10 protein-coding genes are annotated in these 17,479 nt (G+C 35.0%); 8 read left to right on the top strand and 2 right to left on the bottom strand.

The genetic code is table 11. The features are described from left to right. The first annotated feature begins 80 nt into the window (after positions 1-80). From J2Y38_RS05480 to J2Y38_RS05470, 3 genes are all read left to right on the top strand, one after another. On the top strand, positions 81-2,288 hold the full coding sequence (locus J2Y38_RS05480) for a TonB-dependent receptor domain-containing protein (RefSeq protein ID WP_309840410.1): 2,208 nt from the start codon (positions 81-83) through the stop codon (positions 2,286-2,288). A gap of 219 nt (positions 2,289-2,507) precedes the next feature. Further along, positions 2,508-4,616: a prolyl oligopeptidase family serine peptidase gene (locus tag J2Y38_RS05475; RefSeq protein ID WP_309840407.1), complete on the top strand. Its 2,109-nt coding sequence runs from the start codon at positions 2,508-2,510 to the stop codon at positions 4,614-4,616. Between the two features lie 424 nt (positions 4,617-5,040). After that, positions 5,041-6,036 (top strand): Gfo/Idh/MocA family oxidoreductase, encoded by a 996-nt coding sequence (locus J2Y38_RS05470; protein WP_309840405.1) that lies wholly within the window; start codon positions 5,041-5,043, stop codon positions 6,034-6,036. Between the two features lie 247 nt (positions 6,037-6,283). Here J2Y38_RS05470 and J2Y38_RS05465 read toward each other — a convergent pair whose 3' ends face one another. Both J2Y38_RS05465 and dnaE read right to left on the bottom strand, forming a co-directional pair. Beyond that, positions 6,284-7,216, bottom strand: a complete 933-nt coding sequence (locus tag J2Y38_RS05465) for an outer membrane beta-barrel protein (RefSeq protein ID WP_309840402.1) — start codon at positions 7,214-7,216, stop codon at positions 6,284-6,286. Between the two features lie 177 nt (positions 7,217-7,393). Further along, positions 7,394-11,932, bottom strand: coding sequence for a DNA polymerase III subunit alpha (dnaE, locus tag J2Y38_RS05460; RefSeq protein WP_309840400.1), 4,539 nt, complete (start codon positions 11,930-11,932; stop codon positions 7,394-7,396). Positions 11,933-12,267: 335 nt separating this feature from the next. On the opposite strand from dnaE, the gene J2Y38_RS05455 reads away from it, so the two are divergent. The 5 genes from J2Y38_RS05455 to leuD all read left to right on the top strand — a co-directional run bounded on the left by J2Y38_RS05455 (position 12,268) and on the right by leuD (position 17,455). Beyond that, positions 12,268-13,071, top strand: a complete 804-nt coding sequence (locus J2Y38_RS05455; RefSeq protein WP_309840398.1) for an SDR family oxidoreductase — start codon at positions 12,268-12,270, stop codon at positions 13,069-13,071. A gap of 71 nt (positions 13,072-13,142) precedes the next feature. Then, positions 13,143-14,060 carry a helix-turn-helix transcriptional regulator gene (locus tag J2Y38_RS05450; RefSeq protein ID WP_309840395.1) on the top strand — a complete coding sequence of 306 codons (918 nt, stop codon included), beginning with the start codon at positions 13,143-13,145 and terminating at the stop codon, positions 14,058-14,060. Positions 14,061-14,578: 518 nt separating this feature from the next. Beyond that, on the top strand, positions 14,579-15,973 hold the full coding sequence (leuC, locus tag J2Y38_RS05445) for a 3-isopropylmalate dehydratase large subunit (RefSeq protein ID WP_309840392.1): 1,395 nt from the start codon (positions 14,579-14,581) through the stop codon (positions 15,971-15,973). A gap of 37 nt (positions 15,974-16,010) precedes the next feature. Further along, complete coding sequence (locus J2Y38_RS05440) at positions 16,011-16,847, top strand: hypothetical protein (protein ID WP_309840390.1); 837 nt, start codon at positions 16,011-16,013, stop codon at positions 16,845-16,847. An 11-nt stretch (positions 16,848-16,858) separates the two neighbouring features. Next, positions 16,859-17,455: a 3-isopropylmalate dehydratase small subunit gene (gene leuD / locus J2Y38_RS05435; RefSeq protein ID WP_309840386.1), complete on the top strand. Its 597-nt coding sequence runs from the start codon at positions 16,859-16,861 to the stop codon at positions 17,453-17,455. Positions 17,456-17,479: the final 24 nt, after the last annotated feature.

The following is a 17,479-nucleotide window of genomic DNA, read 5'->3' as shown; positions in this document are numbered from 1 at the left end:
ATTGGGATTAGCATGCTATACTGTTCGTTTAATTTTCATTTAGAAGAAGAAAATCCATTTAACTATAGCAAAATTTTCAAATGAAAAAATTAATAATTGCCCTTGTTTTAGGGTTTTCGGGCTTGCTTTCTGCCCAAAATTCGGTTTCAGGAACAGTAACTGACAATCAAAACCAGCCATTACCGGGCGTTTCTGTTTACGCTCAAGAATTGCATAAAGGAACAACGACTGATGCAAACGGAAAATACGAATTAAACAATCTTCCAAACGGGAATCTGCGTCTGTCTTTTTCTTATGTTGGATATGCTACTCAAAATAAAAACATCTTAAAATTAGTAAAACAAAACACCGTTGATGTAACGCTTGAAGAATCTATTTTAGAAATGGATGAAGTTGTGGTTTCTACCCCTTTCAACAAATTGCAATCGCAAAACGTAATGAAAATCGAGCATGAAAGCATTAAAACTTTACAGCAAAAAGGAACTTCGACTTTAATTGAAGGTTTGGCTACAATTCCCGGAGTTTCACAAATTTCTACCGGAACATCTATTGGTAAACCGGTTATTCGCGGATTAAGCGGAAACCGTGTTTTAGTATATTCTCAAGGCGTTCGTATCGAAAACCAGCAGTTTGGAGACGAACATGGTTTAGGTTTAAACGATGCCGGAATTGAAAGTGTAGAAGTTATTAAAGGCCCGGCATCGCTATTGTACGGTTCTGATGCTTTAGGAGGAGTTTTATACTTTAATCCTGAAAAATTTGCTGATGCCGGTACTTTTAAAGCTAATTTCAGTCAAAAATATTTTACGAATACAGAAGGAAGTAATTCTTCTATCGGTTTAAAAACATCTACTGATAACTGGAAATTTTTGGCACGTGGAAGTTATAACACTCATTCTGATTATAAAATTGCCGATGGCGACCGCGTAACAAATTCTCGTTATAATGAAACCGATTTTAAAACTGGAATTGGCTACAGTAATTCAAGTTTTTCAAGTGTTTTAAGATACAATTACAACAAACTGGATATTGGAATTCCTGAAGATGGAATTGCAGAACAATCTTCAAGCAAAGACACGCAGTTTCCAAGACAGGGAATTTTTAATCATTTATTGAGTTTAAACAATGTGATCTTTTTTGAAAACTCAAAACTGGATGTTGATTTGGGATATATTTCAAATGACAGAAGTGAGTTTGAAGACAGCAATAATGCTTCGCTTCACATGAAACTGAATACTTTGAATTACAATCTAAAATATCATTTTCCTAAATTCGGAAAAATCGAAACTATTGTAGGGATTCAGGGAATGCATCAAACCAATAAAAACTCTGGTGAAGAGTATTTAATTCCAGATGCAACAACGAATGATTTTGGTGTTTTTGGAACTGCAAATTACGAGTGGAACAACAGCGTTTTACAAGCCGGATTACGTTTTGACAACAGAAACGTTACTTCTGATGCGCATGGAATTGAAGGTGAAGAAGGTTATTTTTTACCTCTTGACAAATCTTTTGACAGTTTTAATGCTTCTTTAGGATATAAAACAAAACTGGCTGAACCGCTTACGCTTCGTTTAAATGTTGCAACCGGATTTAGAGCGCCAAACTTAGCGGAGTTAACTTCAAACGGAGTTCACGAAGGAACAAATCGTTATGAAATTGGAAATGCTGATTTGAAAACGGAACAAAACGTTCAGACTGATTTGAATTTAGAATATAAAAATACACACTTCGAATTCTTCGTTAACGGATTTTACAATCACGTAAACAATTATATCTACACTTCGCCAACTGGAGAAACGCGTGACGATAATGATGTTTTTGCTTACATTCAGGATAATGCACAATTGTACGGAGGTGAAGCTGGTATACATTTTCACCCACATCCTTTAGACTGGCTGCATTTTGAAACTAGTTTTGAAACTGTTACGGGTAAAAAAGATAATAACGATTACTTGCCGCTGATTCCTGCAAACAACTGGAATAATACGCTTAGAACTGAATTTAATATCAAAAACTGGTTAAGTGAAGGTTTTGCTTCATTAAACGTTTCTTCAACTTTCAGCCAGGATAATGTGAGTGGTTTCGAAACGGCTTCTAAAGGTTATACTTTGGTTAATTTAGGTTTTGGAGGAACGGTAAAATTGGGTAAAACGGCTTTTGATATCAACCTGAACGGAAACAATTTATTCGATAAAAAATACATTGCACACCTTTCAAGATTAAAAACAGACGGAATCCCAAATATTGGAAGAAACATCGTTCTGGGCGTTAATTTCAATCTGTAACATTTTTTTTTAACCATATAAGTTATATAAGTTCATTTAATTTAAGCCTGCTTACATTTACTTATATAACTTATATGGTTTAATTCTTTATTCTTCAAATAAGTCATACAGCTAAAAATTAAGTACGCCTTAAATTAAATGAACTTATATAACTTATATGGTTTAAATTATTTTCACAACAAAAAGTGTTATTTTTGTTACAACTGTTAATTAAAAACTATGAAAAAAACCTTTCTTATAATGGCAATCACAACTGCAGGAATTTCATTTGGACAAAATAAGATTCAATACCCGGAAACAAAAAAAGGAGAAACTGTCGACGTATATTTTGATACGAAAGTAAGCGATCCGTATCGTTGGCTTGAAGATGATAAATCTGCTGAAACTGGCGCTTGGGTAAAAGCTGAAAACGAAGTAACTTATGGATATTTAGATAAGATTCCGTTTCGCGAAGAACTTAAAAAGCGAATGGAAAAACTTTGGAATTATGAAAAAATAGGTGCTCCATCAAAAGAAGGAAAGTTTACTTATTATTCTAAAAATAACGGACTTCAAAATCAATCTGTTATTTACAGAAAAGACCAAAACAGAAAAGAAGAAATTTTTCTGGATCCGAATACTTTCTCAAAAGACGGAACTACTTCGCTTGGCGGTTTAGATTTTTCTAAAGACGGAAATAAAGCGGCATATTCTATTTCTGAAGGCGGAAGCGACTGGAGAAAAGTGATTATTATTGATGCAGTTTCTAAAAAAGTTTTGGAAGACACTCTAGTTGATGTTAAATTCAGCGGTGTTTCATGGCTTGGAAATGAAGGTTTTTATTATTCTAGTTATGATAAACCAAAAGGAAGCGAGCTATCTGCAAAAACAGATCAGCACAAATTGTATTTTCATAAGTTAGGAACTTCTCAAAAAGACGATAAAGTAATTTTTGGTGCAGATCAAAAAAGAAGATATGTTGGCGGTTATGTGACCGAAGACAATCATTATTTAGTTATTACGGCTGCTAATTCGACTTACGGAAATGAACTTTATATTAAAGATTTAAAAACGCCAAACAGCCCAATTATTACCATTGTAGATAATTTCAACAGTGATAATAATATTATCGAAAACGAAGGAAGTAAATTATTTATACAAACGGATTATAACGCTCCTAACGGACGCGTGGTTTCGGTAGATTTCAGTAATCCAAAACAGGAAAACTGGAAAGATTTTATTAAAGAAACAGAGAATGTTTTATCTCCATCTACAGGCGGCGGCTATTTCTTTGCCAATTATACAAAAGATGCAGTTTCGTTAGTTTTACAATACGATTACAGTGGAAAACTAGTTCGTGAAATTAAACTTCCTGCGGTTGGAACTGCCGGCGGATTTGGTGCAAAAAAAGAAGAAAAGATTTTATACTACAGTTTTACAAACTATACAACTCCGGGAACGATTTTTTCTTTTGAGCCAAAATCTGGTAAATCAGAAGTGTATCAAAAACCAAAAGTTGATTTTAAAAGTGAAGATTATGAATCTAAACAAGTTTTCTACACTTCAAAAGACGGCACAAAAGTTCCTATGATTATTACCTATAAAAAAGGAACAAAATTAGATGGTAAAAACCCAACGATTCTTTACGGTTACGGCGGATTTAATATTAGTTTGACTCCTGCATTTAGTATTTCAAATGCGGTTTGGATGGAAAACGGAGGTGTTTATGCGGTTGCCAATTTAAGAGGCGGCGGTGAATACGGTAAAAAATGGCACGATGCAGGAACAAAGCTTCAAAAGCAAAATGTTTTTGATGATTTTATTGCTGCTGCAGAATATCTAATTGCTCAAAAGTATACTTCATCTGATTATTTAGCGATTCGCGGAGGATCTAACGGAGGTTTATTAGTTGGTGCAACAATGACTCAGCGTCCTGATTTAATGAAAGTAGCTTTGCCAGCGGTTGGTGTTATGGACATGCTTCGTTACCATACTTTTACGGCTGGTGCGGGCTGGGCTTATGATTACGGAACAGCTCAGGACAGCAAAGAAATGTTTGAATATTTAAAAGGATATTCTCCTGTTCAAAACGTTAAAAGCGGTACTAAATATCCGGCAACGATGGTTACAACCGGAGATCATGATGATCGTGTAGTTCCGGCGCACAGTTTTAAATTTGCTGCTGAATTGCAAGATAAGCAAGCGGGAGAAAATCCTGTTTTAATTAGAATTGATGTAAAAGCAGGTCACGGCGCAGGGAAATCTGTTGCAGCTACAATTCAGGAGAATGTAGATATCCAGGCTTTCACTCTTTATAATATGGGTTTTAAAGCTTTACCTAAGAAGTAAGACTTTAGACGCTTAATTTTTTAGCCATAAATTCACGAGTTTATTTTTGTGAGTTTGTGGCTATTTTTTTTGCCACGAATTACACTAATTAGCACGAATTTATTATGAGGGATGTGTAAGTAATCGTGGTTGTTTTTTTGCCACAGATTAAAAGGATTAAAATGATTTTTATTAATCTGTGAAAATCATTTTAATCTGTGGCAAACTTCAAAAAATAATTCGCGGAAATTAGTGTAATTCGTGGCTAACTTTCTTTGCTTGATATTTTGTCTCACACAGATTTAGCAGATAGGCAGATTTTTCACACTAGAAATCTGTGAAAATCTTTTTAATCTGTGGCAAAACTTCAAAAAAATAATTCGTGGGAATTAGTGCAATTCGTGGCAAACCTTTTTTTAAATTTGAATAACTAAAAAACCAAACGATGAAAATTATAAAGTGGGGAATTATAGGCTGTGGGAATGTAACGGAAGTAAAAAGCGGACCGGCTTTTCAAAGGGCTCCGAATTCTTCTTTGGTTGCTGTGATGCGAAGAGATGCAAAGCTTGCCGAAGATTACGCCAAACGCCATAATGTCCCGAAATGGTATTCGAATGCAGTCGATTTAATAAACGATCCTGAAGTTGATGCGGTTTATATTGCTACGCCGCCATCTTCGCATAAAGAATATACTCTTTTGTGTGCCAAAGCCGGAAAACCTGTTTATGTTGAAAAACCTATGGCTTTGACTTTTGAAGAATGTAATGAAATGATCAGCGCCTGCAAAGAACATAATGTTCCTTTGTTTGTTGCTTATTACAGAAGAGGTTTACCGCGCTTTTTAAAAATAAAAGAAATAATTGACAAGGGAAAATTAGGAAACATACGTCACGTAAATTCTGTTTTATACCATCCTTTTGAAGCTCGTTACGACGACGAAATCAATCTTCCGTGGACTGTTTTACCACATATTTCAGGTGGTGGAATTTTTGTTGATTTAGCTTGTCATACTTTAGATTTTCTGGATTTTGTTTTAGGTCCGATAAAATCTGTTCGCGGACATGCGACTTCTCAATTGCAAGCTTATCCTGCAGAAGATTCGGTTTCCATGTCGTTTTTATTTGAAAACGGAATTCACGGATCTGGTTTGTGGAATTTTGCCAGTTTTGAACGTTATGATAATACTGAAATTGTGGGAGATAAAGGTAAAATCTCATTTTCAACTTTCGGAAATGATCCAATTCATATTCAATATGCAAATGGAAAAAAAGAAAGTATTACAATAGAAAATCCGCTTCATATTCAGCAGCCTTTTATAGAAACTGTAATGGCTGAACTTTTAGGTAAAGAAGGTGCTTCTCCATCAAAAGGGATTTCAGGAGCGAGAACTACTTGGGTTATTGATGAAGTTTTGAAGGAGTTTAGGAATTCGAAATCTTAATATTACAAATTTCAATTGCCTCCGGCTTTAGCTGGAGGATAAAAATTAAAACATATCAAGAGGCTTTAGCCAAAAAACATTTGTTTGGCTAAAGCCTTTTTAAATTCAATCCTATCAACCTCCAGCTAAAGCTGGAGGCAATTTAATAGATCTTGTCATTTCTCCTTTCGTCGAAATGACAAAAAACAAAAAGGATATTCTTTCGAATATCCTTTTCTTCAAAAAACTATAAAACTTCTATAAAAAATTATAGGCTGTATTTAAGACCAAAAGTAAATCCTAAACCAGAAATTCCAACGTAAGAACTGATATCATCAGTTGCTCTTGTATTATCAAAACCAGCTGCATTAGTTACTTTACTGTTTGAACTAGTATTAATTTGTTTTACATACTTAGTATGGCTTGCAGAATATGATGCATCTGGACGGAAAGCTGTAGGAGTATTTAATTTATCTACACCGTTTTCAGTATATATTTCTGTTTCTTTTGTTTTTCCGTGTACTGTAAAGTTACGGTACTCTAATTCAGCGAAAAGAGAGATGTGTGTTCCTAATTTATAAGATGTTCCTAATGCTGCAGTAAATCCAACAGTTGGGTTTGGTTTAATTACATCTTTTGAATAAGTTTCTGTTACTCCTGCTGGGTTTGTATATGTTCTGGTAGTTTCGATATCTAATGTACCGTGAACAGGAACAATAACTCCAACTTTAGTGTAAGGCTCAAAACCATGAGTTTCTCCTAAAAACAAAACGATTGCAGGAGCAATATCATAAGCTTCAAGTTTTCCTACTGCTTTACCAGTTGCAAAAGTTGGTCCGGCAGCTACTAATCTATGAGTTGTTTCAACCATAGTTTTATCTGCACTATTAAAATAGTTAAATCCTAACTCAACACCTAAACGCGGCGTAAAACGATATCCAGCAGTTAAACCTGTACGGAATCCTTGTCCGAAAGAACCATGATTAGTTTCTCTAGAAATTAAAGTCGTACCATCTGGCCCATAAACATCAGTATTAGGTAATGCCCCAGATACAGTTGGGAATTCAGCAGCAGCAGTTTGGATGAAATATGACCCACCCAATTTAAAGTACCAGCTTTCTGGTTTGTCTGCTTTTTCTGTCTGCGCCATAGTAGCCATAGAGCAAACTAATAATCCTAATAAAAATAGGTTCTTTTTCATAATTCTGATTTAATTAATTTATACAAACTTAGAATTTTTTAACATATTCTTATAATTTGCATTGTTAGACTTGGAACGAAATCGTTGTAATTTCGGGCAATATTACTAAAAAAGTATTATGCATGCATATTTTTAACACTAAAATTTTAGATTCTATTAAATTTTAACTGTTAAAATTTAGTTCAGCTTAAAATTTATCTGCATTTTCTCTAATTCCTGAAGAAGTTCAGCCGAAATTCTGATTTTTAACCTTCTGCTTGGCATCGTTAATTTAGTTACCACTTTCACTTCTTCGACTTCTTTTACTTCCTGCATTTTAGCTTCTCCGGCCACAGTTTCATTATCATCATTTTCGTCTTCAAAAACGGCATCTTCACTGTCTTCAAATTCGCTTGTGGTTTCAACCTCAACTAAACGCTTGACATTTTCGATTTCCATGATGTCAAAACTCACGGTATTATCGCCTTTATTTTCATTGAATAAATGACTTAATTTATGAATAAACTCAGGCTGAAGATCTTTGATATTTAATAACAGAATCAATTTTTTAGCAAATGCTTCTAAGATATCCTGAAGCTGTCGCACCTCAACAAACTGCATTCTGGGTTCTGATTTTTTACCTGTATCGTGATTTACCCAGCCGTCTTTGATCAATATTTTCAAGTAAGCAAAATTATTCTGAATCAGGAAATGGCGAAATTTTAGATATTCTTCTCCAAAAATCTTAAACTCAAAACTTTCGTCATATCCTTCTAAGTTAAATACAGCCCACCCTTTTCCATTTTTGGCTACTCGATGCTGTACGTTATTAATGATTCCGGCAAAGTTTAGATTTTTACCTACATATTCATTCATACTTTTCAACGCTTCTAATCGGGCGTTGCAGAAGTATTTCATTTCAAACCTGAAATCATCAAGCGGATGTCCTGAAATATAAATCCCTACAACCTCTTTTTCTTTAGCCAGTTTTTCCATTGTGCTCCAGTCTTCACATGGCGGTACAACAGGTTCTGCAATTTGTACTTCGCTGGTTTCTCCAAATAAACTTACCTGCGATGAGTTTTCATTTTCCTGAAATTTCGATCCGTAACGCATTGCTTTCTCGTAGAATGTAATTCCGTCGCCATCATCATGGAAATATTGCGCTCTGGTTGTTCCTTCAAAAGAATCAAAACCACCAGCTAATGCTAAGTTTTCAATTGCTTTTTTATTGGCTGCACGCAAATCAATTCGTTTCGCCAAATCAAAAATTGATTTATATCTTCCGTCTTTTCTGTTTTCTACAATAGTTTCAACAGCTCCGGAACCAACACCTTTAATCGCTCCCATTCCGAAACGAACAGCGTAATTATCATTTACCGTAAATTTATAGTACGATTCGTTTACATCTGGGCCTAAAACCTGTAATCCCATGCGTTTACATTCTTCCATAAAAAACGAAACCTGTTTGATATCGTTCATATTATTCGAAAGTACCGCAGCCATATATTCGGCAGGATAATGCGCTTTTAAATATGCAGTTTGATACGCAATCCATGCATAACAAGTCGAGTGCGATTTGTTGAAGGCATAACTCGCAAAAGCTTCCCAGTCTTTCCAGATTTTCTCCAGAATCTTGGCATCGTGGCCTTTTTGTGCTGCTTGTTCAACGAACTTCGGCTTCATTTTATCAAGTACGTCTTTTTGTTTTTTACCCATCGCTTTACGCAAAACGTCGGCCTCACCCTTTGTAAATCCTGCCAAAGACTGAGACAAAAGCATTACCTGCTCTTGGTAAACTGTAATTCCGTAGGTTTCTGATAAATATTCCGCACAGGCATCTAAATCGTATTTGATTTCCTCATCACCGTTTTTTCTTCGAACGAAAGACGGAATATACTCCAAAGGCCCCGGACGATAAAGTGCATTCATGGCAATTAAATCTCCAAAAACCGTCGGCTTCAGGTCTTTCATGTATTTCTGCATTCCAGGTGACTCGTATTGGAAGATTCCAACGGTTTCACCTCTTTGGAAAAGCGCATACGTTTCTTCATCATCAATCGGAAATGTATCGGGATCCAGATCAATATTGGTTCTGTATTTTACCAGTTTAACGGTATCTTTTATCAGCGTAAGGGTCTTCAGACCCAAGAAGTCCATTTTCAGCAATCCGGCACTTTCTGCAACCGAGTTATCAAACTGTGTTACATATAAATCAGAATCTTTTGCTGTTGTTACGGGAACATAATTCGTAATATCCGATGGCGTGATAATTACACCACAGGCGTGAATTCCCGTGTTACGCATCGATCCTTCAAGGATTTTTGCCTGCTGAATAGTTTCTCCCGCCAAATCATCTTCATTGGCAATCGCGATTAATTCTTTTACATTGTCAAATTCGTCAGAACGAAGTGCTTTTTTGACTTCTTCTTCGCTTTCCGAAATAAAACGCGCCAAATTCCATTTTGACGGCATCATTCCTGGAATCAATTTTGCAATTCTATCGGCTTCAAATAGTGGCAAATCCAATACACGAGCCGTATCACGAATCGCTGATTTGGTTGCCATTTTACCATAAGTAATAATCTGCGCTACCTGTTTTTGACCGTATTTGTTGATTACATAATCCATTACACGTCCACGACCCTCATCATCAAAGTCGATATCAATATCGGGCATCGATACACGGTCAGGATTTAGGAAACGCTCAAAAAGTAAGTCGTATTTAATGGGGTCAATATTGGTAATTCCGAGACAATACGCAACGGCAGAACCCGCTGCAGATCCACGTCCTGGACCAACCGATACGTCCATTTTTCTAGCCTCGGCAATGAAATCCTGTACAATCAAAAAGTAACCCGGATATCCTGAATTTGAAATCGTTAATAATTCAAAATCCAAACGTTCCTGAATCGATTCTGTAATTTCTCCATATCGTTTTGCGGCACCAACCATTGTAAGGTGTCGCAGGTATTTATTTTCACCTCGAACCCCACCGTCTGCTTCATCTTCAGGAACTATAAATTCTTCCGGAATATCAAACTTTGGAAGTAATACATCTCGGTAAAGCGAATATCCTTCAACTTTATCAATAATTTCCTGAATATTGATAATCGCTTCAGGCAGATCAGAAAAGAGCTTTTTCATCTCCTCTTCTGACTTAAAATAATATTCCTGATTTGGAAGTCCGTAACGGTAACCACGTCCGCGTCCAATAGGCGTCGCCTGCTTTTCACCGTCTTTTACACAAAGTAAAATATCGTGTGCATTGGCATCTTCTTTATTTAAATAATAGGTATTATTGGTCGCAATTAATTTGACATTGTGTTTTTGCGAAAATTCAATCAGGGTTTTGTTGACACGATTTTCATCTTCCTGATTGTGGCGCATCACTTCTAAATAGAAATCTTCGCCAAATTGTTCTTTCCACCAAATCAAAGCTTCTTCGGCTTGGTTTTCACCGATGTTCAGGATCTTACTCGGAATTTCTCCGTATAAATTCCCAGACAAAACCATGATATCTTCTTTGTATTTTTCGACTATATTTTTGTCAATCCTTGGTACATAATAAAATCCTTCGGTATAAGCAATCGAAGCCATTTTAGCCAAATTGTGATAACCTGCTTTGTTTTTAGCCATCAAAACAACCTGATAACCGTTGTCTTTTTTGCTTTTATCTAAATGGTTTTCACAAATATTAAATTCACAGCCTACAATTGGTTTAACTTCGGTTTCTGTCGGTTCTTCTCCAGCTTCAACTAAAGCTTTATTTTTTCCAGATGCTGCTTTGTTGTGGTTCATAACGGCGCTCACAAAGTGAAAAGCTCCCATCATGTTTCCGGTATCCGTCATGGCAACGGCCGGCATTCCGTTTTTCGCTGCAGCCGCAACAATATTTCCAATTCCGATAGTAGATTGTAAAACCGAAAACTGTGTATGATTATGTAAATGTGCAAATTTTGCCGCTTTAAAATCTGCTTTATCAGATTCTGAAACGGTAGTCTGTTTTTCATCAACTTGTAAAGCTTTAAGCTGTTCTCTGATTTTATCAGAAGCTGCTTTTAAGTTGATGTGTTTTAAACCAATTAACGGAAATTCCTGTGGATTTCTTTCCTGAAAGTCCTTGAAATAACCCTGCGGAACATCTAATTCTTCTTTTGTAAAAACTTCTCTTCTAACTAATTCAAGGAAACAACGCGTGGTTGCCTCAACGTCGGCAGTTGCGTTGTGCGCTTCCGCGAATGGTTGATCGAAAAGATAGCTGTGTAATTCGGTCAGCGTTGGAAGTTTGAATTTTCCTCCACGACCTCCCGGAAGCTGCAATAACGAAGCCGTAACTTCGGTACAAGTATCCAGAACGGGCATTGAACTCATTTGAGACTCGACGCCCATTCTATGGAATTCAGCTCCCATAATATTAACGTCGAAACCTAAATTCTGTCCAACAATAAATTTGGTTTTGCTTAAAGCGATATTAAATTTCTCTAAAACTTCGGCCAGCGAGATTCCATCGGCTTCAGCCAATTCAGTTGAGATTCCGTGAATACGCTCGGCATCATACGGAATATTAAATCCTTCTGGTTTTACCAAATAATCCTGATGCTCAATAAGCTGTCCCATTTCGTCATGAAGCTGCCACGCAATCTGTATACAGCGAGGCCAGTTATCAGAATCGGTTATTGGGGCGTCCCAGCGTTTTGGTAATCCGGTTGTTTCGGTATCGAATATTAAATACATAGAGTTGTAAAAAAGTCAAATTTTAAAATCCCAAATTCCAAGTCTTTCATATTGCAAAATACTGACAATATGAAACATAACAAAATACGAAATGAAAAATGGAAGAAGTTCAAATTTACGCTTTTTTTTAAGCGAAAGAAAAACGAAGTTATCAACAAAAGCATAATTAACATCTTTGTTTTCTAAACATAAAAAGAACCGAATTTGATTCTTTTTTTCTTAAAAAACTCCGATTATTCATTTTGGATACTCATTAGACCAAAATGAACACTTTTAAGCTTTACTGTATGCTGAACTTTGCTTCATCAAATTATAACAATTAAAAAATAATAATCATGAAAACAATTTTTATCACAGGCGCATCATCAGGTTTAGGAAAAGCAACAGCAAAATTATTTCAAGCAAAAGGCTGGAATGTAATTGCAACAATGAGAACTCCAGAAAAGGAAACAGAACTTGCTGGTTTAGAAAACGTAACCCTTTTACCATTAGACGTTACGAATTATGACCAAATACAAAGCACGGTTCAAAAAGCAATTGTATTAAGCGATATTGATATCGTTTTTAATAATGCTGGTTACGGATTAATTGGCCCTCTTGAAAGTTTTAACGATGACCAAATCACGAAACAATTAAATACTAATTTATTAGGAACTATTCGTGTTACGAATGCTTTTATTCCGTATTTCAGAGAAAAAAGAAACGGTTTATTTATCTCGACAACTTCTATTGGCGGATTGATTTCTTTTCCTTTAGGTTCTGTTTATCACGCAACAAAATGGGGGTTAGAAGGCTGGAGCGAAAGTATGGCTTATGAATTGAATCAATTTGGAATCAATATTAAAACGGTTTCTCCGGGCGGCATTAAAACAGAATTTTTACACGGTTCTCTTGATACCGGAGTTAAACCTGAATATCAAGCAATGGCAGACAAAATGTTCGAAAATGTAGATGTAATGTTTGAAATGGCATCGACTCCGGAATATATTGCCGATGTTGTTTATGAAGCTGCTACAGACGGAAAAACAAAACTAAGATACGTGGCGGGAGAAGATGCAAAAGCACTTTACCAGCAAAGATTGGAACAAGGTGACGAAGTTTTTCGCGCTTCATTTGGTAAACAATTTTTGGGAGCCTAATTTATTACTAATACCGCTCAGGTTTTGATGATCTGTGTGGTATTAATTTTCATTTTTTATACCTTTATATCATGGAAAAGAAAAACAATACTCCAACCAAAATTTCCTCTGTATCGCAGTTCCATACTTTATTTGATCTGCCAAAGCCGCTGCATCCCATGATCAGTTTGGTTGACAATAAAATATTAGCTGTTAAAGCAGAAACGAATAACTCATTTTTACTCGATTTTTATAAAATATCTTATAAATATTCTACGAATGGTAAAATGGGTTACGGTCAGGGTTATTATGATTTTAACGAAGGCGGTTTAATGTTCACTTCTCCCAATCAATTGATTTTTACCGATAATGAAGAAGGAACCGAATATCACGGTTATACTTTGTTTTTTCACCCTGATTTTATTAGAAATTATCCTTTAGGGAAAAATATCAAAAAGTATGGTTTCTTCTCCTACGATACTAATGAAGCACTGCATCTTTCTGACAGCGAAAAAACAACGATTATAGGCTTATTAAATAGCATTGATAATGAGCTTCATACGGCTATTGACGAAATGAGTCAGGATGTAATTATCTCCTATATTGATGTTTTGCTGAATTACAGCAATCGTTTTTACAAACGCCAATTTATTACCAGAAAAACAGTCAGCAATGATTTATTGCTTAAAGTAGAAGAAACTTTAAATGATTATTTCAATAATGCCGAAACCTTAAAAAGAGGTTTGCCTTCAGTCGATTTTCTTGCTTCACAAGTAAATGTCTCCAGTCATTATTTAAGCGATATGCTTCGCAATTTAACAGGGCAAAATGCGCAGCAGCACATTCATTCCAAGCTAATTGAAAAATCAAAAGATTTCCTGATGACTACCAATCTTTCGGTGGCAGAAATTGCTTATCAATTAGGTTTCGAATATCCGCAGTCATTTAGTAAATTGTTTAAAAAGAAAACCAATCTTACTCCATTAGAGTTTAAAAACTCATTGAATTAATCTTCAAAATTATTCTCTTCAAAAAAGCTCTTTTTGTCTTAAAAAAGCATAAAATTTCATAAAAATACACTTCTTGGATGTCGTAGTATTTAGATGATTTATTGAATCTAAATAACGTCTCAAAAACTCCTTTAAAAGCCTTCAAAAACCAACAAAGCATTCTTTTTGCAAAGAAATCAAAACTAACAATTATTACTATTTTTATTCATTTTGTTAGATTTTTTCAATTAAATTCTTATATTTTATAGTGATTTTGAAATAAATTTGCAAACTATTAAAACAAAAAACAATCAAAGAAAAACAAAGTTGAAAAAGAAAAAGAAAGTCATTTTCTAAATCATTTTTCTGCCAAAATTTAACTTGCAAAAGCTTATTGGCAATTTGTAATTCGGTTTGGGTATCGTATATAATGAAATATCGAAATTGACACTTTTGTATCTTTTTTTACTTTTGTTTTGCTATTATAATGAACAGGAAATTGCTGTGGTTATAGAAATTACAATTAAAAAAAATAAAAAATGAGTAAGACATTATTTGACAAAGTATGGGATTCACATGTAGTGCGTAAAATTGAAGATGGACCAGATGTGTTTTTTATTGACCGCCATTTCATTCATGAAGTTACGAGTCCTGTTGCTTTTTTAGGATTAAAATCAAGAGGCGTTAACGTTTTATACCCACAACGTACTTTTGCAACTGCAGATCACAATACCCCAACTATAAACCAACATTTACCAGTTCAGGATCCTTTATCAGCAAATCAGCTTCAGGCTCTTGAAGATAATGCTGCAGAATACGGAATTTCGCACTGGGGATTAGGTCATCAAAAAAATGGTATTGTACACGTAGTTGGTCCTGAAAACGGAATTACTTTGCCAGGTGCAACTATTGTATGTGGTGATTCACATACGTCTACTCACGGTGCTTTTGGAGCAATTGCTTTTGGTATCGGAACTTCTGAGGTTGAGATGGTTTTGTCTACTCAATGTATTATGCAGCCTAAACCAAAGAAAATGCGTATTAACGTAAATGGAAAATTGAGCAAAGGTGTTGGTCCAAAAGACGTTGCACTTTATATTATTGCGCAGTTAACTACTTCTGGAGGAACAGGTTATTTTGTTGAATATGCTGGTGATGTTTTTGAAAACATGACTATGGAAGGTCGTATGACGGTTTGTAATTTAAGTATCGAAATGGGTGCTCGTGGCGGAATGATCGCTCCTGACCAAACTACTTTCGATTTCCTTGAAGGAAGATTATACGCTCCAAAAGGTGAAGCTTGGACAAAAGCTGTTGAATACTGGAAAACTCTAAAAACGGATGCAGATGCTGTATTTGATGCTGAATTAAACATCAAAGCTGAAGATATCGAACCAATGATTACTTATGGTACTAACCCTGGAATGGGAATTGGTATTACAAAACATATCCCAAGTGCAAAAGAAGTTGAAGGTGGTGAGGAAACTTACAAAAAATCTTTGGCTTACATGGGCTTCCACGAAGACGACGTAATGATTGGAAAACAAATCGATTATGTTTTCCTAGGAAGTTGTACAAATGGACGTATTGAAGATTTTAGAGCTTTCGCTGAAATTGTAAAAGGAAGAAAAAAAGCAGATAATGTTACCGCTTGGTTAGTTCCGGGTTCTCACGTTGTTGAAGCTCAGATTAAAGAAGAAGGTATTTTAGATATTTTGACTGAAGCTGGTTTCGTATTACGTCAACCGGGTTGTTCTGCTTGTTTAGCAATGAACGACGATAAAGTTCCTGCTGGGAAATATGCGGTAAGTACTTCAAACAGAAACTTTGAAGGTCGTCAAGGTCCTGGATCTAGAACTTTACTAGCAAGTCCAATTATGGCTGCCGCAGCTGCTGTTACAGGGAAATTGACAGATCCGAGAGAGTTATTTTAATTTTAGATCAAAGATTCCTATCAAGTAAAACACATTCATGAAAAAAATAGTATTCGTATTTACAATTTTAGCTTTTTACTCTTGCAATCAATCTTTAGAAGACAAAATTGTTGGAAAATGGAATTTTGAAAATGTAAATTCTAAAATACTAGACGATTCAAGTTTACGATACAAAAATTCTAATCTGAATCTTAGCAATATATTCGGTAGTAGTTTTTTCGAAACAAATTATTTGTTTTTTCAGAAAGAGAAAAGTTTTAAAGGAACTTTAGGTGCTTACAGTGGAAGATATACTGATGGAAATTGGTCTCTTAACGAAACTGATTCTGTACTATCATTTACTGAAAACAGAATCACAAAACCTTTCCTGAAAATTCATTCTGTAAGTGACAAAGAATTAAAGTTTAACATAATCGGTAAGGATAAACTTATTACACAAGACATGGAATTTGTTTTTACAAAAGAGAATCAAGAATTAAACAATTCAAAATTCGATTACACTCAAAAACAATACAATCTTTGGAGAAAAAAACCTGATGAGCCTGAAGATATAAAAGGAATCTCGAAAAGAGTCAAACAATGTTTAGAGTATTCAATTACTTATTTAAAATATAATCAGGATCAAAAAAAAGAAAGTGTTTCTTTAAAAGAGATAAATTTTCTGCCTATTAATTTTTATGATAATGGAATAGAGTTAAAAGATCCGGATAAAATACCAAAATGGGAGAATATTTTTTTCAGTAATGTTGATGCTTTAAATGGCTATGAAATAATAAAACAAATAATCATTAGCGATTTTAGTTTACCTGAAGGCAAAAGTGGACTAGAATTAAATATTTACATCCTTGAGGAAATAAAAAACAGAATAAAATAAAAAGAACAAAAATGGCATACGATAAATTTAACATACTTACCAGCAGTGCAGTACCGCTGCCAATTGAGAACGTCGATACAGATCAAATTATTCCGGCTCGTTTCTTAAAAGCTACAAAACGCGAAGGTTTTGGAGACAACCTTTTTAGAGACTGGAGATACAATGGAGACGATAGTCCAAAAGCTGATTTCGTTTTAAACGATTCTACTTATTCTGGAAAAATTCTTGTTGGAGGAAAAAACTTCGGTTCTGGATCTTCAAGAGAGCACGCTGCGTGGGCAGTTTACGATTACGGTTTTAGAGCTGTAGTTTCTAGTTTCTTTGCAGATATCTTTAAAGGAAACTGTTTAAATATTGGTGTTTTACCAGTTCAGGTTAGCCCAGAATTTGCTGACATAATTTTTAAAGCTATCGAAGCTGATCCTAAAACAGAATTAGAAATCAATCTTCCAAGCCAAACAATTACTTTATTATCAACTGGTCAGCAAGAATCTTTTGCTATCAACGGATACAAAAAGAACAATATGATTAATGGTTTTGACGACATTGATTATTTACAAAATATTAAAGAAGATATTGTGGCTTTCGCCGATAAACTTCCTTACTAATAGAAATCTCATTCAGGATATTAG

Source organism: Flavobacterium sp. 2755 (genome assembly GCF_031455715.1).
Taxonomy (GTDB): Bacteria; Bacteroidota; Bacteroidia; order Flavobacteriales; family Flavobacteriaceae; genus Flavobacterium.
Note: the sequence above shows the minus strand (reverse complement) of the source record. Positions and strands in the feature narration are given on the sequence as shown.

Bases quoted from the DNA above. Each gene is read 5' to 3' on its own strand.
- J2Y38_RS05475 (WP_309840407.1), top strand. From the start codon at position 2,508: ATGAAAAAAACCTTTCTTATAATGGCAATCACAACTGCAGGAATTTCA.
- J2Y38_RS05455 (WP_309840398.1), top strand. From the start codon at position 12,268: ATGAAAACAATTTTTATCACAGGCGCATCATCAGGTTTAGGAAAAGCA.
- J2Y38_RS05465 (WP_309840402.1), bottom strand. From the start codon at position 7,216: ATGAAAAAGAACCTATTTTTATTAGGATTATTAGTTTGCTCTATGGCT.
- leuC (WP_309840392.1), top strand. From the start codon at position 14,579: ATGAGTAAGACATTATTTGACAAAGTATGGGATTCACATGTAGTGCGT.
- J2Y38_RS05470 (WP_309840405.1), top strand. From the start codon at position 5,041: ATGAAAATTATAAAGTGGGGAATTATAGGCTGTGGGAATGTAACGGAA.
- dnaE (WP_309840400.1), bottom strand. From the start codon at position 11,932: ATGTATTTAATATTCGATACCGAAACAACCGGATTACCAAAACGCTGG.
- J2Y38_RS05440 (WP_309840390.1), top strand. From the start codon at position 16,011: ATGAAAAAAATAGTATTCGTATTTACAATTTTAGCTTTTTACTCTTGC.
- leuD (WP_309840386.1), top strand. From the start codon at position 16,859: ATGGCATACGATAAATTTAACATACTTACCAGCAGTGCAGTACCGCTG.
- J2Y38_RS05480 (WP_309840410.1), top strand. From the start codon at position 81: ATGAAAAAATTAATAATTGCCCTTGTTTTAGGGTTTTCGGGCTTGCTT.
- J2Y38_RS05450 (WP_309840395.1), top strand. From the start codon at position 13,143: ATGGAAAAGAAAAACAATACTCCAACCAAAATTTCCTCTGTATCGCAG.